A 25,935-nucleotide genomic window follows, 5' to 3' on the forward strand; every position below is an offset into this window, starting at 1 on the left:
TGAGAGAGACACGATTTTCAGCCTGATACAGATTACAGAATTTGCCTGGCGGCTTTAGCGCGGTGGTCCCACCTGACCCCATGCCGAACTCAGAAGTGAAACGCCGTAGCGCCGATGGTAGTGTGGGGTCTCCCCATGTGAGAGTAGGGAACTGCCAGGCATCAAACAAGTAAAGAGGCCATCCGGAAGGATGGCCTTTTTGCGTTTTTGTACCCCAAAACCTCTCCACAAACTAATCCCCCAATTTCCTGCATATACGGTAAACTATCACCGTTTTTGCATCAGGATAGCGTCTATGAACCACTCCCTTAAGCCCTGGAATACCTTTGGCATTCAACGCAATGCTAATCAAATTGTACGTGCCGAGAGTGCTCAGCAACTGCTGGAAGCATGGCAAAACGCAGCAGAAAACGGTGAACCCGTACTTATTCTGGGCGAAGGAAGTAATGTCCTGTTTCTCGATGATTTTGCGGGAACGGTTATCGTCAATCGCATCATGGGAATTGATGTTAAAGAGTGCGTCGACAGCTGGCATCTGCACGTCGGGGCCGGCGAAAACTGGCACCATCTGGTGCAATACACCCTTGAACAAGGCATGCCGGGTCTCGAAAACCTTGCGCTCATCCCCGGTTGTGCCGGATCGTCACCGATTCAAAATATTGGTGCGTACGGTATCGAGCTAAAACACGTCTGCGAATATGTCGACTGCCTCGAGCTGGCGACCGGAAACGCCCTGCGTTTGACCGCAGAGCAGTGCCGTTTTGGCTATCGGGACAGTATTTTCAAGCATGAATACCAGGATCGCTACGTGATTGTGGCCGTAGGTCTTCGTCTGGCGAAAGCGTGGACACCTGTTCTGACCTACGGTGATTTAACCCGTCTCGATCCCGCGACCGTCACCGCTCGTGAAGTCTTTGATTCAGTCTGCCATATGCGGATGACAAAACTGCCTGACCCGAAAGTGAACGGTAATGCGGGCAGTTTCTTCAAAAACCCGGTTATCAGCGGTGAAACGGCGAAAGCTTTCCTGGCAGGCTGGCCAACGGCACCCCATTATCCACAGGCGGATGGCAGCGTGAAGCTGGCTGCTGGCTGGCTTATCGATCAATGTGAACTAAAAGGCACGTCGGTGGGCGGTGCTGCCGTTCATCGTCAGCAGGCGCTGGTACTGATCAATCAAAGCAATGCGACCAGTGAAGACGTGGTCAAGCTTGCACATCATGTTCGCCAGCGTGTGGGCGAGAAATTCAACGTCTGGCTCGAGCCCGAAGTGCGCTTTATTGGTCGCACGGGCGAAGTCAGTGCCGTGGAGACAATTGCGTGAAGGATAATACCGTTCCCTTAACCCTGATCGGCATTCTGGCTGACGGAGAGTTTCACTCTGGCGAGCAGCTGGGCGAGCAGTTGGGCATGAGCCGCGCCGGTATTAATAAACATATCCAGACGCTCCGCGACTGGGGGGTCGATGTGTTCACCGTGCCCGGCAAAGGCTACAGCCTGCCGGAGCCTATCCAGCTCCTCAATGAAGAGGCGATCCGTAGCCAGATTGGTCAGGGAAAGGTGGCCGTCCTGCCGGTAATCGATTCCACTAACCAGTATCTGCTGGATCGCCTGGGCGATCTCGATTCGGGTGATGCCTGCGTGGCGGAATATCAGCAGGCCGGGCGGGGCCGCCGTGGGCGCAAATGGTTCTCTCCTTTTGGTGCCAACCTCTACCTGTCAATGTACTGGCGTCTTGAGCAAGGGCCTGCCGCCGCTGTCGGCCTGAGCCTGGTGATAGGGATTGTGATGGCCGAAGTGCTTCACGAGCTGGGTGCCGATAAAGTGCGGGTCAAATGGCCGAACGATCTCTATCTCGACGATCGTAAACTGGCGGGTATCCTGGTTGAATTAACCGGTAAAACCGGCGATGCCGCGCAGATTGTGATTGGCGCTGGCCTGAATATGGTCATGCGTAACGTGCAGAGTGATGTGGTGAATCAGGCCTGGACCAACCTGCAGGAAGCGGGGATCACCATCGATCGTAATACTCTCGCCGTACGCATGATAAAAGAGCTGCGCAGTTCCCTGACGCTCTTTGAGCAGGAAGGGTTAACGCCGTTCCTGTCGCGTTGGGAAAAGCTGGATAACTTTATCAACCGTCCGGTCAAACTGCTGATTGGCGAACGCGAGATCGTCGGAATTTCCCGGGGTATCAATGCACAGGGCGCGCTGCTCCTCGAACAAGACGGCGCGATCAAGCCCTGGGTGGGCGGTGAAATCTCGCTGCGAAGCGCAGAATAAAAAAAGGGAGCCGGTTGGCTCCCTTTTTAGTTTTACGTCGTTATTGCGGATAAGGGACCCAGTCCCCGCCGTTGAGACGAACATACGGTTTTTTCTGGTACTGGATCACCACCGCGTTGGCGTTCTCCGATACCTCAGCCGTCTGCGGCAGATTGCTGGTAAGCTGATCCCAGTTCACGCTATCTTCCACAAACAGCTTGCCGTCAACCGCGCGGGCAACGATTTCTGAGATCGCCAGGTAGCTGCTTGGCTGGGTGATCTCAACCGGTGCACCCTGGTGCGGTGCCTTCATGCCGATGAACTTAATCCCGGCAGGCACGTTGGTGATGGACGGGCTTGGGATATCGCGCAGGCCGGACACCTGCATTCTGTCGCCCTTCAGCGCACCGCCGTGTTCTGGCACCACAACCACCATCACCTTACGGCCTGATTTTTCCAGCTCGGTTAAGAACGCGTCCAGCTCGTCAAAGAGCTTCTGCGCACGCACTTTATAATCCGCCGTTTTGCTCACGCCCGGGAAGTGGTTCCCGTCGTGCAGCGGCAGGGTATTGTAGAACGTGGCGCTGCGTGGGTTTGTGTCTTTATCGATGGTCTGTAGCCAGCGCTGCAGCACGGCGGCGTCGTCGTATACCGGCGAACCGTCAAAGCCCAGCAGTTGCACCGGCAGGCCGGTTTGATCCATCAGCGGGGCCTGCATTCCCCCTTGCTCACGAATCTCTTTCAGGAAGTTACCAAACTGACCGTTATGGCCGAGCATCAGGTGCTGCGTGAAGCCCAGCTTAGCCAGATTATCAAACAGGTAACACTGGTTGCCCGCTGGCTGGTAAAGGTTTTTGTGCGATGGCTGACCGCAGCTCGCACGCAGCAGACGAATGGCTGCCGGGCCGCTGTACGACGTGGCAGAGTTAAAATCTTTAAACTGGATGTCAAAGTGTGACCACAGCGGGTGCGACATCAACCCGGCGGCATCCACGTCGGCCCAGGACAGGGAACAGATGTTGATCACCAGCAGTTCAAACGGCTGAGCATCGGCAGGCAGTGCGTCCGGGAATTTGGTCTGACGCTTGTCTTCAGCCGTATAGAAACTTGAAAGCCAGTTATTCAGGTTCGCCGAGGTCGGCGGTGCCGTTTGCGCAGGGATATCACCTACCACCGGCGTGTCGCCCGCTGTCGCCACGGTAGCCGCCGCAGAGCCGCCAGTGGTGGTGACCGTGGTGGTTGGCTGACCGGCTGGCCACAGGGAGAAGCTCGGGCCTGTCAGCGTCAACACGTTAAGCCAGACCATAATCGCGACCACAAACACCGTGACGCGGATCCATTGTGACAGGAACAGCCAGGCGACCAGCAGCACGAACACTGCCCCAATCATCTCCCAGTTAATGAAACGCTCGGTCAGATCGAGAATATAGTCGGAACTAAAGCCCGCAACCTGCGAGCCCTGACTCATGATGCTTTCCGGGCCAGGCAGCCAGGTGTCATGCCAGAACAGACCAAACCCTATCGGAATAGCGATCCAGTGGCGTATACGGTGCAGCCTGACGTTCGGAATGGGCATCAGCAGGAATGCCATAAACACCAGGTTCAGCAGAGGGTGGAAATTAAGATAGCCTGCCCACAGCAGACCAAATTTCACCAGAAAGTAGAAGTTCCAGCCGGAAAGGCCGCGCCAGTATTGCCAGAGCGGCGATGGCGCCGACGTGGTATAGGTAGAATTAGTCATGTTTTCGGGTTGCCTTGACGTTCGGAGCTCGTGTCAGTGTTCCGGCGGGTTTAACGTAGCGAGGTTTTACAAACAGTATTCTGGCCGTATCGCGCATCCGACGCAGCGAATGACGCGCATAGTAGCCAAGCGGGAAAAATATCAGCGCACAGAGTATGACCAGCTGAAGGATATCGCTGATGCTCATTTTGATCCCTCCGTCTGCTCAGACAACAGACGCAGGGGTTCGGGAACCCGACGCCAGGTATGTCCGTCATGCTGCGCATTGAGGATCGGTTTGACACTCTTCGTCATCGGGAGCGGTTTTGACCATTGTTCCGGTTTCAGGGTACGCATCTGCACCAGTTCTGCGTTGATAAGATTATCTTCGAACCAAATCATGCGGTTAGAGAAAATATCCCCGGTTGGTAGCGGGAAGATGTGGTTAAGGGCCGTATCGAGATCGTTCACCCGACAGAAGGATAAAAACAGCACCAGGCGGTTATCCCCAATCGTCATGATGTCCCCCGTGCGGTTGGGCCGGCACAGGGTCAGCGCCTGTTCAACACGAATACCCGGCACCGGGCGCAGCGCGACCATCACGCCTTTGCCATCTGCCGGAAGCAGCGTGTTGCTCATCATATTGCTGACCGCATCGCAGAAGGTATCCCACTTTTGATAGCCACGCAGTTTCATCGGCTGGGTCATGGAAAGCAGGGTGCTGATATCTTCCGGAACGTGGCGGTTAAACTGCTGGCCCTGAATGCTTTCGATAAGCGTCAGGCAGCGTGAGAGCGGCGCATTCCAGGGCACGACCATATTGGCACCGCAGCCCAGAAGCAGCCGCTCATCGGTGGCGCGCAGGCTGGTATTGTTCTCACGTACGACGATTTTCAGTGCGCTTCCGCGCTGGCGACGCAACGTGTGTATGTGTCTCGCCAGCGTTTCAATCTGGTTATTCTGCATTAATGAAAAAACAATGGTCGCTGCCTGCGTCGTGCGGGCTTCATTAAAGACCGCTTCATTTGTATCGTAGAGGGACCAGTTTTCCGAGAGCGCAGGCGCACCTTCTAATACCGCAACATGGCTGAGAATGCGTTTTTCATCGCTGCGCGGCTGCACCACCGCCGTTTCTTGTCGGGAGAGATGCCACTGACCGTCGATCTGTTTCAGGGTAAGTTGTTGGCGGGCGCTCACCCCTTTTTCGTTGCACCAGAACGCAATATCGTAAAGATAACTGTCGGTCTGGTCACGGATACTTGCGAGGCCGAAAAGGGAACGATATTGCGCCATTAAAAATGAAAAAAGCTTGTCGTTATTACTGCCGGGGTTAATGACCAATACTGAACAGTTTCGATTTTTCGCCCATTTGTTGATTTTTTCTATCCACTGCACAATTTTTTGTGGGGATATATTTTGCAGCACGTTATTTGCGCATTTAAGTATCAGTAAATAGTGATCCGGATCAATGGAGCACTGAATATCACGGGGCAGGAAGTTCAGGCTTTCGGTTTCGGATGACATCGTAAATAGCCTTACCGTCTGTGGGCCATTATTTTCATCGAGCCTGATAACCTGTTTAGGATCGTCGCCCATGGTGATAACGGCAACGCGGGAATCCCCGCCCTGTGCGGCTACGGTCTGGTTTACCAGGCTTAAGGCGTCCTCATTGCGCTCCGTATTAATCCACCAGACTCCACCGACTGGCATGTGGCTCAATTCGTCCCATAATGACTGGATGCCAATAGAAAATATGGAGTCCACGGTGTCCCTCTATCATCGAATTTATCTGTATCTCAGTTTACTAGCGAAAGCGTAGAAATAAACCTAACATTGAAATTAAAGAACATCAGATTTAGCATGTAAATGAAAATTCGCAGGTAGGAGGCTTCGCTTCATCTGATCCCGCGACTTTAATCAACGTGATGGAATAAAAATGCATAATAATGAACCCGGAACGCCGGTCGACAGTAGCCTGGGTTACACATTCCAAAATGATTTTCTGGCGCTCTCGCAGGCTTTTTCTTTGCCTGAAATTGATTACACCGATATTTCCCAGCGGGAACAACTGGCAGCGGCGATTAAACGCTGGCCGTTGCTGGCTGAGTTTGCCCAACAACAATAAGGGAGCCATTGATGGCCATACTCGGATTACAGGGCGTCCGTGGCGGTGTGGGTACAACATCCGTCACCGCGGCGCTGGCGTGGTCATTGCAACTACTGGGTGAATCGGTGTTGGTCATTGATGCCTGCCCCGACAATTTGCTGCGCATGTCGTTCAACGTCGACTTCCGCCATCAAGACGGCTGGGCGCGGGCATTCCTCGACGGTAAAGAGTGGCAGGACGCGGGCCTGCGTTACACCTCCCTGCTGGATTTGCTCCCCTACGGGCAACTGACCGTTGCAGAACGCGAGAACGAAAATGCGCATCAGCCCCTGCTTGCGCAGTTCAGCAACGCTTTGCAGCGTTTGAAAGAGCAGGGCCATTACCGCTGGATAGTGCTCGATCTGCCGCACGGTAGCGATCCGCTGACGCGCCAACTTATTACCCAGTGCGATCACGTGCTCTCCATTGTTAACGTTGATGCGAATTGCCATATCCGCCTGCATCAGCAGGCTCTGCCGGCGAATGCCCACATTCTGATTAACGATCTGCGCCTCAGCAGCCAGATCCAGGACGATCTGTACCAGATTTGGCTGCAAAGCCAGCGACGCCTTTTGCCGATGGTCATCCATCGTGATGAAGCCATGGCGGAGTGCCTTGCTTCCAAACAGCCGCTTGGCGAATACCGGAGCGATTCACTGGCGGCGGAAGAGATCCTGACGCTGGCGAACTGGTGCTTGCTGCACTACGCCGGGCGCGGGGAATCTGCCGGGAGTCCTGCATGATCCGCGTGTCCACTTGGCTACTTATACCGCCGGTCAGCGCGCGGTTGAGCGAGCGCTATCGTCATTATCGTCACCACGGCGCGTCGTCGCTAAGCGCTGCGCTGGGCTGTTTCTGGACGATCCTGGCCTGGCTGTTCATTCCGCTGGAACACCCCCGCTGGCAGCGCATTCGCGCGCGGCACGGGGAGCTTTATCCGCACATTAATCCTGACAGGCCGCGCCCCCTGGACCCGGCGCGTTACGCCATTCAGGCGCTCTGGCTGGTGGCAACTTCGCCCGTATCAGATAAGAAAACGCCGCACTGGCGCAGCTTTAGCCGGGTGCAGAATTTCCGCGAGCGCTATCACCGCTGGCTGGACAGGCTGCCCGAGCGCGTGGGCGACAGGACCAGCCATCTGGACGATCATAAAGAGCTCGGGCATCTGCATCCGGGCTTGCGTCGTTTTATCCTCGGCTTAATTGTCGTCTTCTCGCTGATTCTGGCACTGGTCTGTATTACGCAGCCCTTTAACCCGCTGGCGCAGTTTACCTTCCTGATCCTGCTCTGGGGCGTGGCGCTGCTGGTCCGGCGTATTCCGGGGCGGTTCTCGGCCCTGATGCTGATCGTGCTGTCGCTGACCGTCTCCTGCCGCTACATCTGGTGGCGCTACACCTCAACGCTTAACTGGGATGACCCGGTAAGCCTGGTGTGCGGCCTGGTGCTGCTGTTTGCTGAAACCTATGCGTGGATTGTGCTGGTGCTGGGGTATTTCCAGGTGGTCTGGCCGCTGAATCGTCAGCCGGTACCGCTGCCGAAAGACACGACCCAGTGGCCATCGGTCGATCTCTTCGTGCCGACCTATAACGAAGACCTGAGCGTGGTAAAAAATACTATCTACGCCGCGCTGGGTATCGACTGGCCGAAGGACAAGCTCAAAATATGGATCCTTGATGACGGCGGCCGGGCGGAGTTTCGTCAGTTTGCGGAAGAGGTGGGGGTGGAATACATCGCCCGTACTACGCACGAACACGCCAAAGCCGGGAACATCAACAATGCGCTGAAATATGCCAAAGGGGAGTTTGTCTCCATCTTTGACTGCGACCACGTCCCGACGCGCTCGTTCCTGCAGATGACCATGGGCTGGTTCCTGAAAGAGAAAGAGCTGGCGATGATGCAGACGCCGCACCACTTCTTCTCGCCGGATCCGTTTGAACGCAACCTCGGGCGCTTCCGTAAAACCCCGAACGAAGGCACCCTGTTCTACGGCCTGGTGCAGGACGGGAACGATATGTGGGACGCCACCTTCTTCTGCGGCTCGTGCGCGGTTATCCGCCGCAAGCCGCTGGATGAAATTGGCGGCATTGCCGTTGAGACGGTCACCGAAGATGCTCACACCTCGCTGCGCCTGCACCGTCGCGGCTATACCTCGGCCTACATGCGTATTCCGCAGGCGGCCGGCCTGGCAACGGAGTCGCTTTCTGCGCATATCGGCCAGCGTATCCGTTGGGCGCGCGGCATGGTGCAGATTTTCCGCCTTGATAACCCGCTAACGGGGAAAGGGCTGAAGCTGGCGCAGCGCCTGTGCTACGTCAACGCCATGTTCCACTTCTTATCCGGCATTCCGCGGCTCATCTTCCTGACCGCGCCGCTGGCGTTCCTGCTCTTGCACGCCTATATCATCTACGCGCCTGCGCTGATGATCGCGCTCTTTGTGCTGCCGCATATGATCCACGCCAGCCTGACCAACTCGAAGATTCAGGGCAAATACCGCCACTCGTTCTGGAGTGAAATCTACGAAACGGTGCTGGCCTGGTATATCGCGCCGCCCACCATGGTGGCGCTGATTAACCCGCACAAAGGCAAGTTTAACGTCACCGCCAAAGGCGGGCTGGTGGAAGAGGAGTACGTCGACTGGGTGATCTCCCGTCCGTATATCTTCCTGGTGCTGCTCAACATCGTTGGCGTGATTGCCGGTATCTGGCGTTACTACTACGGCCCGGAAAACGAAATCCTGACGGTGTTCGTCAGCGTGGCATGGGTGTTCTACAACCTGATTATCCTTGGCGGCGCGGTGGCCGTTTCGGTCGAGAGCAAGCAGGTCCGTCGCGCGCACCGCGTCGAGATCAGCATGCCGGCAGCCATTGCCCGTGAAGATGGTCACCTCTTCTCCTGTACCGTGCATGACTTCTCTGACGGGGGACTCGGGATCAAGATCAACGGGCAGGCGAAAGTGCTGGAGGGGCAGAAGGTCAACCTGCTGCTCAAACGCGGCCAGCAAGAGTATGTCTTCCCGACGCAGGTAGCGCGTGTGTCAGGAAATGAAGTCGGTCTGCAGCTGATGCCGCTGACCAAGAAGCAACACATCGATTTTGTGCAGTGTACGTTTGCTCGCGCGGATACGTGGGCGCTCTGGCAGGACAGCTTCCCGGAAGATAAACCTCTGGAAAGCCTGCTGGATATTCTGAAGCTGGGGTTCCGTGGCTATCGTCACCTTGCAGAATTTGCCCCGTCGTCGGTGAAATTAATTTTCCGGTCACTTACTTCGCTGATTTCCTGGGTCGTGTCGTTCATTCCGCGTCGACCCGAGCGAAATGAAGCGAAGCAGGCGGACCCGGTTATGGCTCAACAATGATGATAACGCGATGAAAACTAAACTTTCCTGGTTATGTGCAGTGGCAATGGGGATGAGTGCGCTTCCCGCAACAGTGGCTAACGCCGCGCCGGATAATGCTGCGGCGACGCCGGCTCCCACGGTTCCCGTCGTCGCGCAGGCGACCGACCCCGTCGTGACCGCGGCGCCAGGGCAAACGGAAAACGTTGTCCCGAATCAACCGACCGAGGGGAACACCCTGCCGGTAAACCAGAACGGGGCGCAGGCTGCAACGCCGGTGGTCGGGCAGGTGATGCCGGGCGTACCGGGTGCCAACGCGCCCGTCGTGGCGGATAACGTTCCGTCACGTGACGTGAAGCTGACCTTTGCGCAAATTGCGCCGCCTCCGGGCAGCATGGTGCTTCGTGGCACCAACCCTAAGGGTGGCGTTGAGTTCGGCATGCGCAGCGATGAAGTGGTCTCTCAGGCGGTGCTGAACCTTGAGTACACGCCGTCGCCCTCGCTGCTGCCGGTACAGTCACAGCTGAAAGTTTATCTGAATGACGAGCTGATGGACGTTCTGCCGGTCACCAAAGAGCAGTTGGGTAAGAAAACCCAGGCTCAGGTGCCGATCAACCCGCTGTTCATCACCGATTTCAACCGCGTGCGTCTGGAGTTTGTCGGCCACTACCGCGACGTCTGTGAAAACCCCTCCAGCAGTACCCTGTGGATGGACGTGGGGCGGAACTCATCGCTGCAGATGACCTACCAGTCACTGGCGCTGAAAAACGATCTTTCTGCTTTCCCGGTCCCGTTCTTCGATCCGCGCGACAACCGTCAGCTAACGCTGCCGATAGTCTTTGCCGGTTCCCCGGACGTGACGGAACAGCTGGCGGCGACCATTGTGGCCTCGTGGTTTGGTTCCCGCTCCGGCTGGCGCGGTCAGAGCTTCCCGGTCATGTACGATAAAATGCCGGACAAAAACGCCATCGTGTTTGCCACTAACGCTAAACGCCCGGCCTTCCTGCGTGACCACCCGGACGTAAAAGCCCCGACGGTTGAGATGATGAACCACCCGGATAACCCTTACGTGAAGCTGCTGGTGGTGTTTGGTCGTGATGACAAAGACCTGGTGCAGGCAGCCAAAGGGATTGCCCAGGGGAACATCCTGTTCCGTGGCAGCAGCGTAGTGGTGGATGAGGTGAAGCCGCTGCTGGCGCGTAAGCCATACGATGCGCCGAACTGGGTGCGTACCGATCGCGCCATCACCTTCGGCGAGCTGAAAACCTATGAAGAGCAGCTGCAGTCCTCCGGGCTGGAGCCGTCGCCGGTCAATCTGTCGCTGAACCTGCCGCCGGATCTCTATCTGCTGCGCACCAACGGTATTGATATCAATCTGAAATACCGCTACACCGCGCCCGCGACCAAAGACAGCTCGCGCATGGACATCAGCCTGAACAACCAGTTCCTGCAGTCCTTCAGCCTGGCCAGTAACCAGGAGACCAACCAGCTGATGCTGCGCCTGCCGGTGCTGCAGGGGCTGTTGGATGGCAAAACCGACGTCTCGATTCCGGCTCTGAAGCTGGGCGCGATCAACCAGCTGCGCTTTGACTTCCAGTACGTGAACCCGATGCCTGGCGGCTCGGTGGAGAACTGCATTTCCTTCCAGCCGGTGGAGAATCATGTGGTGATTGGCGACGAGTCAACCATCGACTTCTCGACGTTCTATCACTTCCTCGCCATGCCGGACCTGCGGGCCTTCGCCAACGCCAGCTTCCCGTTCAGCCGGATGGCCGATCTCTCTGAATCCATTGTCGTTGTGCCAAAAACGCCAAACGAAGCGCAGGTCTCCACGCTGCTGGACGCCATGGCGACCGTGGGCGCACAGACCGGCTTACCGGCGATAAACGTCACCCTGACCGACGATGGCAGCCAGCTGCAGAACAAAGATGCTGACATCATGGTGATCGGCACCATCCCGGACAAGCTGAAGGATGACAAACGCGTCGACCTGCTGGTGCAGGCCACCCAGTCCTGGGTGAACACCCCGCTGCGTCAGACCGACTTCCCGAGCATTATGCCGGATGACAATGGCCGTCAGGCTGGGGCGCAGACCGCCATTACGTCGCAAGGCCCGATGGCGGCAATTGTGGGCTTCCAGTCGCCGTATCACGACCAGCGTAGCGTGATTGCGCTGCTGGCGGACAGCCCGCGCGGGTATGAGCTGCTCAACAACGCCATGAACGACAGCGGTAAACGTGCTGCGATGTTTGGCTCGGTGGCCGTCATTCGTGAGTCCGGCGTCAACAGCCTGCGCGTCGGGGATATTTACTATGTCGGGCATCTGCCGTGGTTTGAGCGTCTGTGGTATGCGCTGTCGAACCATCCGGTGCTGCTGGCCATTCTGGCCGCCGTCAGCGTCGTGCTGCTGGCGTGGGTGCTGTGGCGTCTGCTGCGTATCATCAGCCGTCGTCGCCTGAACCCGGATCGTGAGTAAGTTGTGATGAAAGCCTTACGCTGGTACGTATTCGCCGCGATGATGCTGGCGGTGACGGATCTCCGTGCCGCCTGCACCTGGCCCGCCTGGGAGCAGTTCAAACAGGACTACATGAGCGAAGGCGGGCGCGTCATTGATCCCAGTGACGCGCGCAAAATCACCACCTCGGAGGGGCAAAGCTACGGATTATTCTTTGCCCTTGTCGCCAACGACCGTAAAGCGTTCGACCAGCTGCTGGCGTGGACGCGCGACAACCTGGCCGAAGGCGATTTAACGCAGCACCTGCCCGCCTGGCTGTGGGGGCAGAAGAACAAAGAGACCTGGGCGGTCATCGACGATAACTCCGCGTCGGACGCCGATATCTGGATCGCCTGGTCGCTGCTGGAGGCGGGGCGGTTGTGGAAAAATCCTGACTATACCCGCACCGGCAACGCGCTGCTTGAGCGCATCGCCCGTGAGGAAGTGGTGAAAGTGCCGGGGCTTGGCTCCATGCTGCTGCCGGGAAAAGTCGGCTTTGCCGAAGAGAACGCCTGGCGTTTTAACCCCAGCTATCTCCCGCCGCAGCTGGCAAGCTACTTCACCCGTTTTGGCACCCCCTGGACGACACTACGTGAAACCAACCTGCGCCTGCTGCTGGAGACAGCACCCAAAGGCTTCTCCCCGGACTGGGTGCAGTACCAGAAAAGCAAAGGCTGGCAGCTAAAACAGAGCACCTCCCTTGTGGGGAGCTATGATGCGATTCGCGTTTACCTGTGGGCAGGCATGATGAACGATAAAGACCCGCAGAAAGCCCGGCTGCTGGCGCGCTTCCAGCCGATGGCGGCGACAACCGCTAAACAGGGTTTGCCCCCGGAAAAAGTCGACATCGCGACGGGGAAACGAACGAATGACGGCCCGGTCGGGTTTTCGGCCGCGCTGCTGCCCTTTTTGCAAAATCGCGATGCGCAAGCGGTTCAACGTCAGCGCGTGGCCGATCATTTTCCCGATAACAACGCCTATTACAGCTATGTACTGACCCTCTTCGGACAAGGGTGGGATCAGCACCGTTTTCGCTTCACCGCACAGGGTGAATTAATACCGGATTGGGGCCAGGAATGCGCAAGTTCACAGTAAATCTACTCAGTTTATCGCTTGGCCTGGCGCTCATGCCGATGGCCCAGGCCGCCAACTCGCCGCAGCAGCAGTTGCTGCTGGAGCAGGTGCGCCTGGGTGAATCGATGCAACGTGAGGATCTGGTCCGCCAGTCGCTGTATCGCCTCGAGCTTATCGATCCCAACAATCCGGATGTCATTGCCGCCCGCTTGCGTTACCTGCTGCGACAGGGTGATACCGGCGCTGCGCAAAAAGCGCTGGACCGCCTGAAGGAGATCGCCCCCGGCTCCGGCGCCTACCAGTCTTCCCGCAATGCGATCCTGCTCTCCACGCCGGACGGGCGTCAGGCACTCCAGCAGGCCCGTCTGCTGGCCTCGACCGGCCATACGCAGGAGGCGATTGCTGCCTATGACAAACTCTTTTCCGGTAACCCGCCGGGCGCCGAGCTGGCTTCCGAATACTGGAACGTGGTGGCGAAAGATCCGGCCCGCCGCAATGCGGCCATTAACCAGTTGAAAAAAATCAATACCGATAATCCGGGGAATACCCAGCTTCAGGCCACGCTGGCGCAGCTGCTTTTCCAGACTGAACGCCGGGACGAAGGTTTCGCGGTCCTCCAGGAGATGGCGAAATCCAACAGCGGTCGCGGCCAGGCGTCGGATATGTGGTATGAGCAGATCAAAGATCGGCCCACCAGCGCGGCCAGCGTCAGCGAGCTACAGAAATACCTGAGCGTGTTTAGCGACGGCGACAGCGTCACGGCTGCGCGTTCTCAGCTGGAAGCCCAGCAAAAACAGCTCGCGGACCCGACCTTCCGTGCCAAAGCCGAAGGGCTGGCCGCCGTAGATGCCGGGCAGGGCAGTAAAGCTGTTGCCGAACTGCAAAAGGCCGTCAGCGCGAATCATACTGACAGCGAAGCCATTGGCGCGCTGGGGCAGGCCTATTCCCAGAAAGGCGATCGCGCCCGCGCGGTGGCGCAGTTCGAAAAAGCGATTGCGCTCGACCCGCAGAGTGATAACCGGGGCAAATGGGACAGCCTGCTGAAAGTCAACCGCTACTGGCTGCTGATCCAGCAGGGCGATGCCGCCCTGAAAGCTAACGATACCGCGCAGGCGGAGCGCTTTTACCAGCAGGCGCGTAACATCGACAATACCGACAGCTATGCGGTGCTGGGCCTGGGCGATGCCGCCACGGCGCGTAACGATAACGCAGCGGCTGAGCGTTACTATCGCCAGGCGTTGCGCATGGACAGCGGGAACAGCAACGCGGTGCGCGGTCTTGCCAGGCTCTATCGCGCGCAGTCCCCGGAAAAGGCGGCGGAATTTATTCAGTCTCTCTCTGCCAGCCAGCGTCGCAGTATTGATGATATCGAGCGCGGGCTGACCAATGACCGTTTGTCCGCCCAGGCGGAGCAGCTGGAAAACGAAGGGAAATTCGCGCAGGCTGCGGACATTCAGCGCCGTCGTCTGGCGCTCTCGCCGGGCGACGTGTGGATCACCTATCGTCTCTCACGCGATCTCTACAGCGCCGGGCAGCGCGGCCAGGCGGATAACCTGATGCGCCAGCTCGCCAGCCAGAAACCGGGCGACCCGGAGCAGGTGTACGCCTACGGCCTGTACCTCTCCGGTAACAATCAAGATCGCGCCGCGCTGGCCCATCTCGACACGCTGCCGCGTGATAAATGGAACGGAAACATTCAGGAGCTGGCGGATCGCCTGCAAAGCGATCAGGTGCTGGAAACGGCAAACCGCCTGCGCGACAGCAGAAAAGAGCAGGAGGCCGAGACCCTGCTTCGCCAGCAGCCGACCTCCACGCGTATCGATCTTACGCTGGCAGACTGGGCGCAGCAGCGCGGCGACAACGCTACAGCAAAAACCGCCTACGGCACCGTTTTACAACGCGAGCCGCAAAACGAGGACGCACTTCTGGGGTTGACCGAAGTGTATATTGCCGAAGGCGATCGGCAGGCAGCGCGCGCCGAACTGGCAAAACTGCCTGCCACAGAAAACGGCCAGCCGCGCTCGCTTAACGTGCAGCGTCGGGTCGCTATGGCGCAGGCAGGGCTGGGTGACACCGCGGCGGCAGACCAGACCTTCAGCAAATTGATCCCGCAGGCGACGTCTCAGCCGCCGTCAATGGAGAACGCGCTGGTGTTACGTGATGCCGCGCGTTTTCAGGCGCAGAACGGCCAGCCTCAGCAGGCGCTGGAAACCTATAAAGATGCGATGGTCTCATCCGGCGTAACCACCACGCGCCCGGCGGACAACGACAGCTTTACCCGCCTCACGCGTAACGACGAAAAAGATGACTGGCTGAAGCGCGGCGTGCGCAGCGATGCCGGTGATTTATACCGTCAGCAGGATCTTAACGTGACGCTGCAGCACGACTACTGGGGCTCCAGCGGTACGGGAGGCTATTCCGATCTGAAAGCGCATACCTCCATGTTGCAGGTTGATGCGCCGTTGTCAGACGGCCGGATGTTCTTCCGAAGCGATCTGGTCAACATGGACGCCGGTTCATTTGCCACCACTAACGGCACCTACGATCCCAAATGGGGTACCTGTGCCGAAACGCCGTGCAGCGGCAATACCAACCAGTCGGCAAACGGGGCCAGCGTGGCCGTGGGCTGGCAGAATAAAACCTGGGCGTGGGACATCGGCACCACCCCGATGGGCTTCGACGTGGTAGACGTGGTCGGCGGCCTGAGCTACAGCAGCGATCTGGGGCCGATTGGCTACACCCTGAATGCCCATCGTCGCCCGATCTCCAGCTCGATGCTGGCCTTTGCCGGGCAGAAAGATACCAACACCGGCACCACCTGGGGCGGCGTTCGCTCAACCGGCGGCGGCGTTAGCATTAGCTATGACAAAGGCGAGGCGAACGGCGTCTGGTCGAGCCTGAACGTCGACAGCCTGACCGGCAAAAACGTTGAAGATAACTGGCGCGTGCGCTGGATGACCGGCTATTACTACAAATTAATCAACGAAAACAACGAGCGCCTGACGGTTGGCGTCTCTAACATGGTATGGCATTACGATAAAGATCTGAGTGCCTATACGCTGGGACAGGGCGGTTACTATAGCCCGCAGGAGTATGTCTCGTTCGCGCTGCCGGTGACCTGGCGTAAGCGCACCGAGAACTGGTCCTGGGAGCTGGGCGGCTCTGTCTCCTGGTCGCATTCGAAAACGGATGATGTGATGCGTTATCCGCAGCAGGGGTTAATCCCCACCAATGAGCCGGGCCGCTATACTGACCGGGGCGAGATGGAAACCGGGAGCAGCTCCTCCGGCACGGGTTATACCGCTCGCGCCATTATTGAGCGCCGCGTCACGTCCAACTGGTTCGTCGGTATGGGCGTGGATATTCAGGAAGCGAAAGACTATACCCCGAGTCATGCACTGCTTTACGTGCGCTATTCTGCCGCAGGCTGGCAGGGCGATATGGACTTACCGCCTCAGCCGCTCACGCCGTATGCGGACTGGTAATCGGATTTTACTTAATCCATTTGTAAGTCTCTCTTAAAAGCATAGCAATCGGGTATACTCAGGCGCACCGGGTTCACTCCCTGGTGCGCCCTGCGCTTCGAGTTTTGTGGAGAGTCATTTTGCGTGTCAGCCGTTCACTAACGATCAAACAGATGGCGATGGTTTCTGCCGTCACATTGCTGTTTGTCTTCCTTTTTTGCGTCATTTTGCTGTTTCATTCCGTACAGCAGAATCGCTATAACACGGCTTCGCAATTAGAAAGCATCGCCCGCTCGGTACGCGGCCCGCTCTCCTCGTCGATTCTGAAAGGGGATATCCCCGAAGCGGAAACCATTTTAAAACGCATTCAGCCTGCCGGTATCGTCAGCCGGGCGGATGTGGTCTTGCCGAACCAGTTCCAGGCGCTGCGGATGAGCTTTATCCCTGAACGTCCCGTCCCGATGATGGTGATGCGCATGTTTGAGCTGCCGGTCCAAATCTCGCTGCCGATTTACTCTCTCGAACGCCCGGCCAACCCCCAGCCGTTAGCCTATCTGGTACTGCAGGCGGACTCCTACCGCATGTATAAGTTCGTCATGAGCTGGGTCGCTACGTTAGTAACTACTTACTTACTTTTGACGCTGATGCTGAGTGTGGCGCTGACCTGGTGCATCAACCGGCTGATTGTGCACCCGCTACGCCGCATTGCCCGCGAGCTTAACGATTTATCCCCACAGGAGCAGGTCGGGCACCAGCTTGAGCTGCCGCGTCTTCACCATGACGACGAGATTGGCATGCTGGTGCGCAGCTACAACATCAACCAGCAGCGCGTGATGCGCCACCAGGCCGAGCTGAACAGCAGTGCTACTCGCTTCCCGGTCTCTGATCTGCCGAACAAAGCCTTCCTGATGGCGATGTTAGAGCAGACGGTGGCGCGCCAGCAGACGAACGCGCTAATGGTCGTGGCCTGTGAAACGTTGCAGGACACCGCGGGCGTGCTCAAAGAGAGCCAGCGTGAAATGCTGTTGCTGACGCTGGTGGAGAAGGTGAAATCGGTGCTCTCGCCGCGCATGGTGCTGACGCAGGTAAGCGGCTATGACCTGGTGATCATCGCCCACGGCGTGAAAGAGCCGTGGCACGCCGTTACGCTAGGTCAGCAAGTACTCACTGTTATTAATGAGCGGCTGCCGATTCAGGGCATTCAGCTGCGCCCAAGCGCGAGCATCGGGATTGCGATGTTCTATGGCGACCTGACGGCGGAACAGCTTTACCGTCGCGCCGTGTCGGCGGCCTTTACCGCCCGCCGTAAAGGCAAAAACCAGATCCAGTTCTTCGACCCGGAACAGATGGAAAAAGCCCAGCAGCGCCTGACGGAAGAGAGCGACATTCTGACGGCGCTGGATAACCGCCAGTTTGCCGTCTGGCTACAGCCGCAGGTGAATTTGCTCACGGGCGAGGTGAAAAGCGCCGAAGCGCTGTTACGCGTCCAGCAGCCGGACGGCGCATGGGAGCTGCCGGAGGGGCTGATCGAGCGTATCGAGTCCTGCGGGCTGATGGTCACGGTCGGTTACTGGGTACTGGAAGAGTCGTGTCGCCAGTTGGCGGCGTGGCAGGAGCGGGGCATTACCTTGCCGCTGTCGGTGAATGTCTCGGCGTTACAGCTGATGCACCCGACCATGGTCTCGGAGGTGCTGGAGCTGATCCACCGCTACCGGATCCAGCCTGACACCCTGATTCTGGAAGTGACCGAGAGCCGCCGCATTGACGATCCTAACGAAGCGGTCGCTATCCTCAAGCCGTTGCGTAATGCCGGTGTCCGCATCGCGCTGGACGATTTTGGCATGGGCTACGCCGGGCTGCGCCAGCTTCAGCACATGAAAACGCTGCCGGTAGACGTCCTGAAGATCGACAAAACCTTTGTCGACGGGCTGCCAAACGACAGCAGCATGGTGCAGGCTATCATTCAGATGGCGCGCAGCCTCAATCTGCATGTGATTGCCGAGGGCATCGAGACCGAGGCCCAGCGTCGCTGGCTGGCAGACGCGGGTGTAGAGGGTGGACAAGGCTTCCTGTTTGGCCGCGCCGTGCCGTCCGACGCCTTCGAAGAACGCTATCTTTCTGACGCTGACCGCCCCGCAAACCTGTAATTTGTTGCTGGCTTGTGCGAGCCAGCTCAAATTTCTTAACATTTGTGTTTCAAATTTGAACCTGGTTTATTTCTGTCCTGTTATGTGGGTGTTATTTTAAAGCCGCAGGTTAACCATAACCTTACAAAGCCTGTGGTTTTTCTTCCCAAGGACACCCTATGAAAACCTCGATCTTCAAGAGCCTTTACTTTCAGGTCCTGACGGCCATCGCAGTCGGTATTCTGCTTGGTCACTACTGCCCTGAACTCGGCGCACAAATGAAACCGCTTGGCGACGCGTTCGTTAAGCTCATCAAAATGATCATCGCCCCGGTCATATTCTGTACGGTGGTAACCGGCATCGCTGGCATGGAGAGCATGAAGGCGGTTGGCCGTACTGGCGCCGTGGCGTTACTCTATTTCGAAGTGGTCAGTACCATTGCTCTGATCATTGGTCTGATTATTGTGAACGTGGTGCAGCCCGGCGCAGGCATGAACGTTGACCCGGCCACGCTGGATGCCAAAGCGGTGGCGATTTACGCCGAGCAGGCGAAGGATCAGGGTGTGGTCGCCTTCCTGCTGGACGTGATCCCGAGCAGCGTCATCGGCGCGTTCGCCAGCGGCAATATCCTCCAGGTTCTGCTGTTTGCCGTGCTGTTTGGCTTTGCCCTGCATCGCCTGGGCAGCAAAGGCCAAATCATCTTCAACGTGATTGAAAGCTTCTCGCAGGTCATCTTCGGCATTATCAACATGATCATGCGTCTGGCACCCATCGGGGCCTTTGGTGCCATGGCCTTTACCATCGGTAAATACGGTGTCGGCACGCTGGTGCAGCTTGGCCAGCTGATTATCTGCTTCTACATCACCTGTATTCTGTTCGTGGTGGTGGTGCTGGGGTCAATCGCGCGGGCGGCGGGCTTTAATATCTTCAAGTTTATCCGCTACATCCGCGAAGAGCTGCTGATTGTGCTGGGCACCTCCTCGTCCGAATCGGCGCTGCCGCGCATGCTGGATAAGATGGAAAAACTGGGCTGCCGGAAGTCGGTGGTGGGGCTGGTGATCCCGACGGGTTACTCCTTCAACCTGGATGGCACGTCCATTTACCTGACGATGGCCGCGGTGTTTATCGCCCAGGCAACCAACAGCCACATGGATATCTTCCATCAGATCACCCTGCTGGTGGTGCTCCTGCTGTCTTCAAAAGGGGCGGCAGGCGTGACGGGCAGCGGGTTTATCGTGCTGGCGGCGACCATCTCTGCGGTGGGTCACCTGCCGGTGGCGGGTCTGGCGCTCATCCTCGGTATCGACCGCTTTATGTCTGAAGCCCGCGCCTTAACCAACCTGGTGGGCAACGGTGTCGCGACCGTCGTGGTGGCGAAGTGGGTGAAAGAGCTGGATCACAAAAAGCTCGACGATACGTTAAATAATCGTCCTGTCGAAGACAAAACCCCCGGTTTATCCTCCTGATATCTTAGCAATTGCCCGCATTCCCTTGTCGGAATGCGGGCGTCTGCGCATAATACCCCCTACATACCTGTCATAATTCGACAAAATTTTTTTTGGGTATATTTCACTTCGAACCGTGACGTTTCGAAGAACACGCGGTCTAATCCTCGTGTTTTCATCGTCATCTTTAAAGAGTGCTCACGTCACGAGATGCTCGTTTTAACCAGGAATGTTGATCAGGGGTTCACATGCAGGGCACAAAAATTCGACTCTTAACCGGCGGTTTGCTGATGATGGCAGCAGCCAGTTATGTGCAGGCAGATGCGCTCCAGCCAGACCCGGCCTGGCAACAAGGAACGTTAGCGAATGGGTTTCAGTGGCAGGTGCTCGCCACGCCACAACGCCCCAGCGATCGCGTTGAAATCCGTCTGTCGGTGAATACCGGCTCCCTCACAGAAAGCACCCAGCAGACCGGTTTCAGCCATTTTATTCCCCGACTGGCGCTCACCCAGAGCGGCAGTTTACAAGCGGTTCAGGTGCGTTCAATGTGGCAGCAAGCCATTGATCCCAAACGCCCGCTTCCACCGGCCGTGGTCTCTTATGACTACACCATGTTTAACCTGAGCCTGCCTAATAACCGTAACGATCTGCTGAAAGAATCGCTTACCTGGCTTGCGGATGCTACCGGCAAGCTGGCAATCACGCCTGAGACCATTAACTACGCGCTGAGCAACAGCGACATGGTCGCCACCTGGCCTGCGGATACCAAAGAGGGCTGGTGGCGCTATCGCCTGAAAGGCTCAACGCTGCTGGGCCATGACCCGGCCGAGCCGCTCAAGCAGCCAGTTGATATTGGGCAGGTTAAATCCTTCTACCAGCAGTGGTATACCCCGGACGCGATGACCCTCATTGTGGTCGGCAACGTTGACAGCCGCGCGGTAGTGGAGCAGATCAACAAGGCCTTTGGCGATCTGAAAGGCAAACGCGAAACCCCTGCGCCGGTGCCTACGCTCTCGCCGCTGCGGGCCGCGCCGGTCAGCATTATGACGGATACCGTGCGTCAGGACCGCCTGTCAATCATGTGGGATACCGCCTGGCAGCCTATCCGCGAATCCGCCGCGCTGCTGCGCTACTGGCGTGCCGATCTGGCCCGTGAGGCGCTGTTCTGGCATGTTCAGCAGACGCTCAGCAAAAACAACGTGAAGAACATCGGCCTGGGCTTTGATTGCCGCGTGCTGTTCCAGCGCGCGCAGTGCGCCATCAACGTCGAATCACCGGGTGACAAGCTGAACGCCAATCTGGCCGTGGTGGCGAAGGAACTGGAGAAAGTGCGCAAAGATGGGCTGCCGGAAGAGGAGTTCAACGCTCTGGTCGCGCAGAAATCCCTTGAGTTGCAGAAGCTGTTTGCCACCTACGCCCGCGCGGATACCGACATCCTGATCAGCCAGCGTATTCGCTCGCTGCAAAACCAGGTGGTGGATATCGCGCCGGAGCAGTACCAGAAGCTGCGTCAGGACTTCCTCAGCGGGCTTACCGTCGATATGTTGAACCAGGATCTGCGCCAGCAGCTATCGCAGGATATGGCGTTAATTCTGATGCAGCCGAAAGGCGAGCCGGAGTATGACATGAAGGAGTTGCAGGCGACCTGGAATGGCATTATGGCCCCTGTGGCCCCGACCGCACAGCCTGTGCCAGCGGACGATCTCCATCAGGATGCTACGGACATCCCGCAAGGGCAGTAACGCAGCAGAAGGAAAGGGTGCGGGCGTTCGCCCGCACCGTTGTTATGCAGGCATCGCCTCGCGTGGAATGATGGCGCCACGATACTGAATCACCGTGCTTGCCGTCAGGTGTCCGCGCCGGGCAGCCGCTTCCGGCGTACCGCCCGTCAGACGTACCGCCAGATACCCCGCGCTAAATGAATCTCCCGCGGCGGTGGTGTCGATCACTTTCTCTTTATCTAATTTCACTGCCGGCACCTCAACCACGGCGTCACCCGCCACCGAGACCAGGCACGCGTCCGCGCCACGTTTAATCACCACTTCGTTCACGCCTGCGGCATGCGTGCGGGTAATCACCTCGTCGACCGGTTTTTCGCCCCACAGAGCATCTTCATCATCCAGCGTCAGGAAGGCGATATCGGTGCATGCCAGCATCTGCTGGTAAACCTGCTGCGTCTCTTCGCGGCTGGCCCACAGGCGAGGGCGATAGTTGTTATCGAAAATCACTTTTCCGCCGTTGGCACGGCATTCGTGCAGCAGGGAAAACAGTTTTTCCCTGCTGGTGGGGCTGAGGATGGCCAGGCTGATGCCGCTCAGGTAGAGGTAGTCATAGGTGGCCAGCTCTTCGCAGATGGCGGCTGCGGCATCGCTCTCCAGCCAGAATTTCGCCGCCGCTTCGTTGCGCCAGTAATAGAACGTGCGCTCGCCGGTGCTGTCGGTTTCGATGTAGTACAGCCCCGGCAGGCGGTTTTCCATGCGCTGGATGAGCGCAGTATCAACATTTTCACTCTGCCAGGCGTCCAGCATTTGCTGGCTGAAGCTGTCCGTACCCAGGGCGGTAACGTAGTTAACGCTGAGCGCGTCTGCAGCAGCCTGACGGGCAATATAGACGGCAGTGTTTAAGGTATCGCCACCAAAACCGCGGCTAACATCCGCTCCTTTTTGTGACAGCTCAATCATGCATTCGCCAATCACGGCAATTTTTTTGGACATAGTCGTGAACCTGAACAGAGTATTTATCAGCAGTGTGCGCTGAGTGGATTATGTGGTCAACTATATTAAAACGTCGTTCCATTAATTTTCATGAGCCAGCGCGTGTTCCTTGAAATTTCTGTCATCTTAATTTCATCTTCCCGGTGCGCTGAACATAAAGTTCTCAATGGCCGCGCCGATAACTCAGTGACGAGTCCAGAAAAGCCATCCCATACAACAGGACATCTGAAATGAAGTCAGAGCAGGTTATCCAGCGGCTGAGCACTACGCCTGAGGCAAGTATCGAGAACTTGCAGGAGCATCGCTACTGGCTGCAATGTGAGCGAACATACACCTATCAGCCCATCTACCGCACCGATGGACGCCTGATGGCGATTGAGATTTTGACGGTGGTCACGCACCCCTCAAATCCGTCGCAACGTATCGCGCCGGACCGCTATTTTGCGGAGGTGGCCGTGCGCCAGCGCATCGACGTGCTGGAAGAGCAGTTGGAAATGCTGGCAACTAAGCAGGCTTTCTTCGAGCGCCACGGCATTCTGGCATCGGTGAACGTGGATGGCCCCACCCTGATGGCGCTGCGCCAGAATAAGACGCTGCAGGAGCTGATTGCCCGCCTGCCGTGGATGCGCTTCGAGCTGGTGGAGCACGTCCGTCTGCCGCAGGACTCCTCGTTTGCTTCAATGTGTGAATTTGGCCCGCTGTGGCTGGATGATTTCGGCACCGGCATGGCAAACTTTTCTGCGCTGAGCGAAGTGCGTTATGACTACATCAAAGTCGCGCGCGACCTCTTTATCATGCTGCGCCAGACGCCGGAAGGGCGAAACCTGTTTACGCTTCTCCTGCAGTTGATGAACCGCTACTGCCAGGGCGTAATTGTCGAAGGTGTTGAGACGCTGGAAGAGTGGCGCGACGTGCAAAATTCCCCGGCTGCCGCAGCGCAAGGTTATTTCCTCTCTCGCCCGGTCCCGATGGATACCCTGGAAAACGTGATTACCCACCTCTGATCCGACCCTTTCCCTTTGTCTGTTCTATAGTTTTAGAGGCAAGGTCATTCAGGAAAGGGGACTAAAATGACAAAAACAACCAGGGTTATCGCCTGGACAGCAGGGATTTTCTTGTTGTTGATCGTGGTCGCAATCATCATTATCGCCACGTTCGACTGGAACCGCCTCAAACCGACCATCAACCAGAAAGTCTCAACCGAGCTGAATCGCCCCTTCGCAATACGCGGCGATCTGGGCGTGGTGTGGGAACGCCAGAAAGAGGAAACCGGCTGGCGAAGCTGGGTTCCCTGGCCGCACGTTCATGCGGATGACATTATCCTGGGTAACCCACCGGATATTCCGGAGGTCACCATGGTTCATCTGCCCCGCGTAGAAGCCACCCTGGCACCGTTAGCGCTCCTGACCAAAACGGTGTATCTGCCGTGGATCAAGCTTCAGCAGCCTGATGCGCGCCTGATCCGTCTCTCTGAAAAAAACAATAACTGGACGTTCAACCTCGCCAGCAGCGAGGAGAAAGATCCCAATGCTCAGCCGTCGGCGTGGTCTTTCCGCCTTGATAATATTCTCTTCGATCGCGGGCGGATCGCCATCGACGATAAGGTCAGCAAAGCGGACGTGGAGATCCTGGTCGATCCGCTGGGCAAACCGCTGCCGTTTAGCGAAGTGACGGGCAGTAAAGCGAAAGGGGACAAGGCGAAGGCGGGCGATTACGTCTTCGGCCTGACCGCGAAAGGGCGCTACAACGGCCAGCCGCTGACGGGTAAAGGGAAAATCGGCGGGATGCTGGCGTTGCGCAGTGAAGGCACACCGTTCCCGGTACAGGCAGACTTCCGCTCCGGGAATACGCGCGTGGCGTTCGTCGGAACGGTTAACGACCCCATGAAGATGGGCGGCGTCGACCTACAGCTGAAGTTCGCTGGCGATTCCCTGGGCGAACTGTATGACCTCACCGGCGTGCTGCTGCCAGATACCCCACCGTTTGAAACCGACGGGCACCTGGTGGCGAAAATCGACACCGAGAAATCGTCGGTCTTCGATTACCGCGACTTCAATGGCCGCATCGGTGACAGCGATATTCACGGTTCTCTCACCTACACCACCGGCAAACCGCGCCCGAAACTCGAGGGCGATATGGAATCCCGCCAGCTGCGTCTGGCCGATCTGGGGCCGCTGATTGGCGTCGATTCCGGCAAAGGCACGAAGTCCAAAGAGGTGAAGAAAGATCTTCAGCCTGCGGGCAAAGTCCTGCCGTACGACCGCTTTGAAACCGATAAGTGGGATGTGATGGACGCGGATGTGCGCTTCAAGGGCAAGAAAATCGAGCACGGCAGCACCCTGCCGATCAGTAATCTCTCCACCCACATCATCCTCAAAAATGCCGATCTGCGCCTGCAGCCGCTGAAGTTCGGCCTGGCGGGCGGGACCATCTCGTCGAACATCCATCTTGAAGGCGATAAAAAGCCGATGCAGGGGCGGGCGGATATTCAGGCGCGCCGGCTGAAGCTGAAAGAGCTGATGCCAAACGTCGAGTTGATGCAGAAAACCCTGGGTGAGATGAACGGTGACGCCGATATCCGCGGCGTGGGGAACTCCGTTGCCGCGCTGCTGGGCAGCAGTAACGGTAACCTGAAACTGCTGATGAACGACGGGCTGGTCAGCCGCAACCTGATGGAGATCCTCGGGCTGAACGTCGGTAACTTCATCATCGGGCAGATTTTCGGCGACGATGAGGTGCGTGTGAACTGCGCGGCGGCGAATCTGGACCTGGTGAACGGCGTGGCGCGTCCGCAGATCTTTGCCTTCGACACCGAGAATGCGGTGATTAACGTGACCGGTACGGCCAGCATGGCCTCTGAGCAGCTGGATTTGACCATCAATCCAGAGAGTAAAGGGTTCCGTATCATCACCCTGCGTTCACCGCTGTACGTACGCGGCACCTTTAAAAACCCGCAGGCGGGGGTGAAAGCCGGGCCGCTGATTGCTCGCGGTGCGGTTGCCGCAGCGCTCGCCACGCTGGTGACGCCTGCCGCGGCGCTGCTGGCATTGATCTCGCCATCAGAAGGGGATGCGAACCAGTGTCGGGCGATACTGTCGCAGATGAAGAAGTAACAACCCCCTCTCCCACAGGGAGAGGGAGCAAACACTAAAAAAG

Annotated in this window: 17 protein-coding genes and 1 rRNA gene; 14 read left to right on the plus strand and 4 right to left on the minus strand. The window is 57.6% G+C overall.

Features of this window, described 5'->3' with window-relative positions; all coding sequences use genetic code 11:
- Window positions 1–44 precede the first annotated feature (44 nt).
- The 3 genes from rrf (at window position 45) to birA (ending at window position 2,283) form a co-directional block, all read left to right on the plus strand.
- Window positions 45–160: ribosomal RNA gene (gene rrf / locus ACWKX3_RS14925) — 5S ribosomal RNA — on the plus strand.
- 135 nt (window positions 161–295) lie between these two features.
- Complete coding sequence (gene murB / locus ACWKX3_RS14930) at window positions 296–1,324, plus strand: UDP-N-acetylmuramate dehydrogenase (protein ID WP_337285759.1); 1,029 nt, start codon at window positions 296–298, stop codon at window positions 1,322–1,324.
- Window positions 1,321–2,283, plus strand: a complete 963-nt coding sequence (birA, locus tag ACWKX3_RS14935; RefSeq protein WP_058609731.1) for a bifunctional biotin--[acetyl-CoA-carboxylase] ligase/biotin operon repressor BirA — start codon at window positions 1,321–1,323, stop codon at window positions 2,281–2,283. The genes murB and birA overlap by 4 nt, the downstream gene beginning before the upstream one ends.
- 40 nt (window positions 2,284–2,323) lie before the next feature.
- Here birA and bcsG read toward each other — a convergent pair whose 3' ends face one another.
- The 3 genes from bcsG to bcsE are packed head-to-tail and all read right to left on the minus strand — an operon-like array spanning window position 2,324 to window position 5,746.
- Window positions 2,324–4,003, minus strand: a complete 1,680-nt coding sequence (gene bcsG / locus ACWKX3_RS14940; protein WP_006178033.1) for a cellulose biosynthesis protein BcsG — start codon at window positions 4,001–4,003, stop codon at window positions 2,324–2,326.
- On the minus strand, window positions 3,996–4,190 hold the full coding sequence (bcsF, locus tag ACWKX3_RS14945; protein WP_006178032.1) for a cellulose biosynthesis protein BcsF: 195 nt from the start codon (window positions 4,188–4,190) through the stop codon (window positions 3,996–3,998). Before bcsF ends, bcsG begins: the two co-directional genes overlap by 8 nt.
- Window positions 4,187–5,746: a cellulose biosynthesis c-di-GMP-binding protein BcsE gene (bcsE, locus tag ACWKX3_RS14950; RefSeq protein WP_454542031.1), complete on the minus strand. Its 1,560-nt coding sequence runs from the start codon at window positions 5,744–5,746 to the stop codon at window positions 4,187–4,189. The genes bcsF and bcsE overlap by 4 nt, the downstream gene beginning before the upstream one ends.
- 172 nt (window positions 5,747–5,918) lie before the next feature.
- Between bcsE and bcsR the strand changes: the two genes are divergently transcribed.
- The 9 genes from bcsR to ACWKX3_RS14995 all read left to right on the plus strand — a co-directional run bounded on the left by bcsR (window position 5,919) and on the right by ACWKX3_RS14995 (window position 21,807).
- A complete protein-coding gene (gene bcsR / locus ACWKX3_RS14955; protein WP_006178030.1) occupies window positions 5,919–6,107 on the plus strand; it encodes a cellulose biosynthesis protein BcsR in 189 nt (62 codons plus the stop codon).
- An 11-nt stretch (window positions 6,108–6,118) separates the two neighbouring features.
- Window positions 6,119–6,871: a cellulose biosynthesis protein BcsQ gene (gene bcsQ / locus ACWKX3_RS14960; protein ID WP_058609734.1), complete on the plus strand. Its 753-nt coding sequence runs from the start codon at window positions 6,119–6,121 to the stop codon at window positions 6,869–6,871.
- A complete protein-coding gene (gene bcsA / locus ACWKX3_RS14965) occupies window positions 6,868–9,483 on the plus strand; it encodes a UDP-forming cellulose synthase catalytic subunit (protein ID WP_006178028.1) in 2,616 nt (871 codons plus the stop codon). The genes bcsQ and bcsA overlap by 4 nt, the downstream gene beginning before the upstream one ends.
- 10 nt (window positions 9,484–9,493) lie before the next feature.
- Window positions 9,494–11,938, plus strand: a complete 2,445-nt coding sequence (bcsB, locus tag ACWKX3_RS14970) for a cellulose biosynthesis cyclic di-GMP-binding regulatory protein BcsB (RefSeq protein WP_454542032.1) — start codon at window positions 9,494–9,496, stop codon at window positions 11,936–11,938.
- 6 nt (window positions 11,939–11,944) lie between these two features.
- Window positions 11,945–13,051: a cellulose synthase complex periplasmic endoglucanase BcsZ gene (bcsZ, locus tag ACWKX3_RS14975; protein ID WP_058609737.1), complete on the plus strand. Its 1,107-nt coding sequence runs from the start codon at window positions 11,945–11,947 to the stop codon at window positions 13,049–13,051.
- Window positions 13,033–16,515 carry a cellulose synthase complex outer membrane protein BcsC gene (gene bcsC / locus ACWKX3_RS14980; RefSeq protein ID WP_454542033.1) on the plus strand — a complete coding sequence of 1,161 codons (3,483 nt, stop codon included), beginning with the start codon at window positions 13,033–13,035 and terminating at the stop codon, window positions 16,513–16,515. The genes bcsZ and bcsC overlap by 19 nt, the downstream gene beginning before the upstream one ends.
- A 119-nt stretch (window positions 16,516–16,634) precedes the next feature.
- Window positions 16,635–18,641 carry a biofilm formation regulator HmsP gene (gene hmsP / locus ACWKX3_RS14985; RefSeq protein ID WP_454542034.1) on the plus strand — a complete coding sequence of 669 codons (2,007 nt, stop codon included), beginning with the start codon at window positions 16,635–16,637 and terminating at the stop codon, window positions 18,639–18,641.
- Window positions 18,642–18,799: 158 nt separating this feature from the next.
- Window positions 18,800–20,086 (plus strand): dicarboxylate/amino acid:cation symporter, encoded by a 1,287-nt coding sequence (locus tag ACWKX3_RS14990; RefSeq protein WP_454542035.1) that lies wholly within the window; start codon window positions 18,800–18,802, stop codon window positions 20,084–20,086.
- Between the two features lie 227 nt (window positions 20,087–20,313).
- Window positions 20,314–21,807, plus strand: a complete 1,494-nt coding sequence (locus ACWKX3_RS14995; RefSeq protein ID WP_454542036.1) for a M16 family metallopeptidase — start codon at window positions 20,314–20,316, stop codon at window positions 21,805–21,807.
- A gap of 42 nt (window positions 21,808–21,849) precedes the next feature.
- Here the strand turns inward: ACWKX3_RS14995 and kdgK are convergent, their stop codons facing one another.
- On the minus strand, window positions 21,850–22,779 hold the full coding sequence (gene kdgK / locus ACWKX3_RS15000) for a 2-dehydro-3-deoxygluconokinase (RefSeq protein ID WP_454542037.1): 930 nt from the start codon (window positions 22,777–22,779) through the stop codon (window positions 21,850–21,852).
- Window positions 22,780–23,009: 230 nt separating this feature from the next.
- On the opposite strand from kdgK, the gene pdeH reads away from it, so the two are divergent.
- Complete coding sequence (pdeH, locus tag ACWKX3_RS15005) at window positions 23,010–23,783, plus strand: cyclic-guanylate-specific phosphodiesterase (protein ID WP_006178019.1); 774 nt, start codon at window positions 23,010–23,012, stop codon at window positions 23,781–23,783.
- 66 nt (window positions 23,784–23,849) lie between these two features.
- Window positions 23,850–25,892 (plus strand): AsmA family protein, encoded by a 2,043-nt coding sequence (locus tag ACWKX3_RS15010; protein WP_006178018.1) that lies wholly within the window; start codon window positions 23,850–23,852, stop codon window positions 25,890–25,892.
- Window positions 25,893–25,935 lie beyond the last annotated feature (43 nt).

The sequence above is a fragment of the Enterobacter sp. UPMP2052 genome (assembly GCF_053709675.1).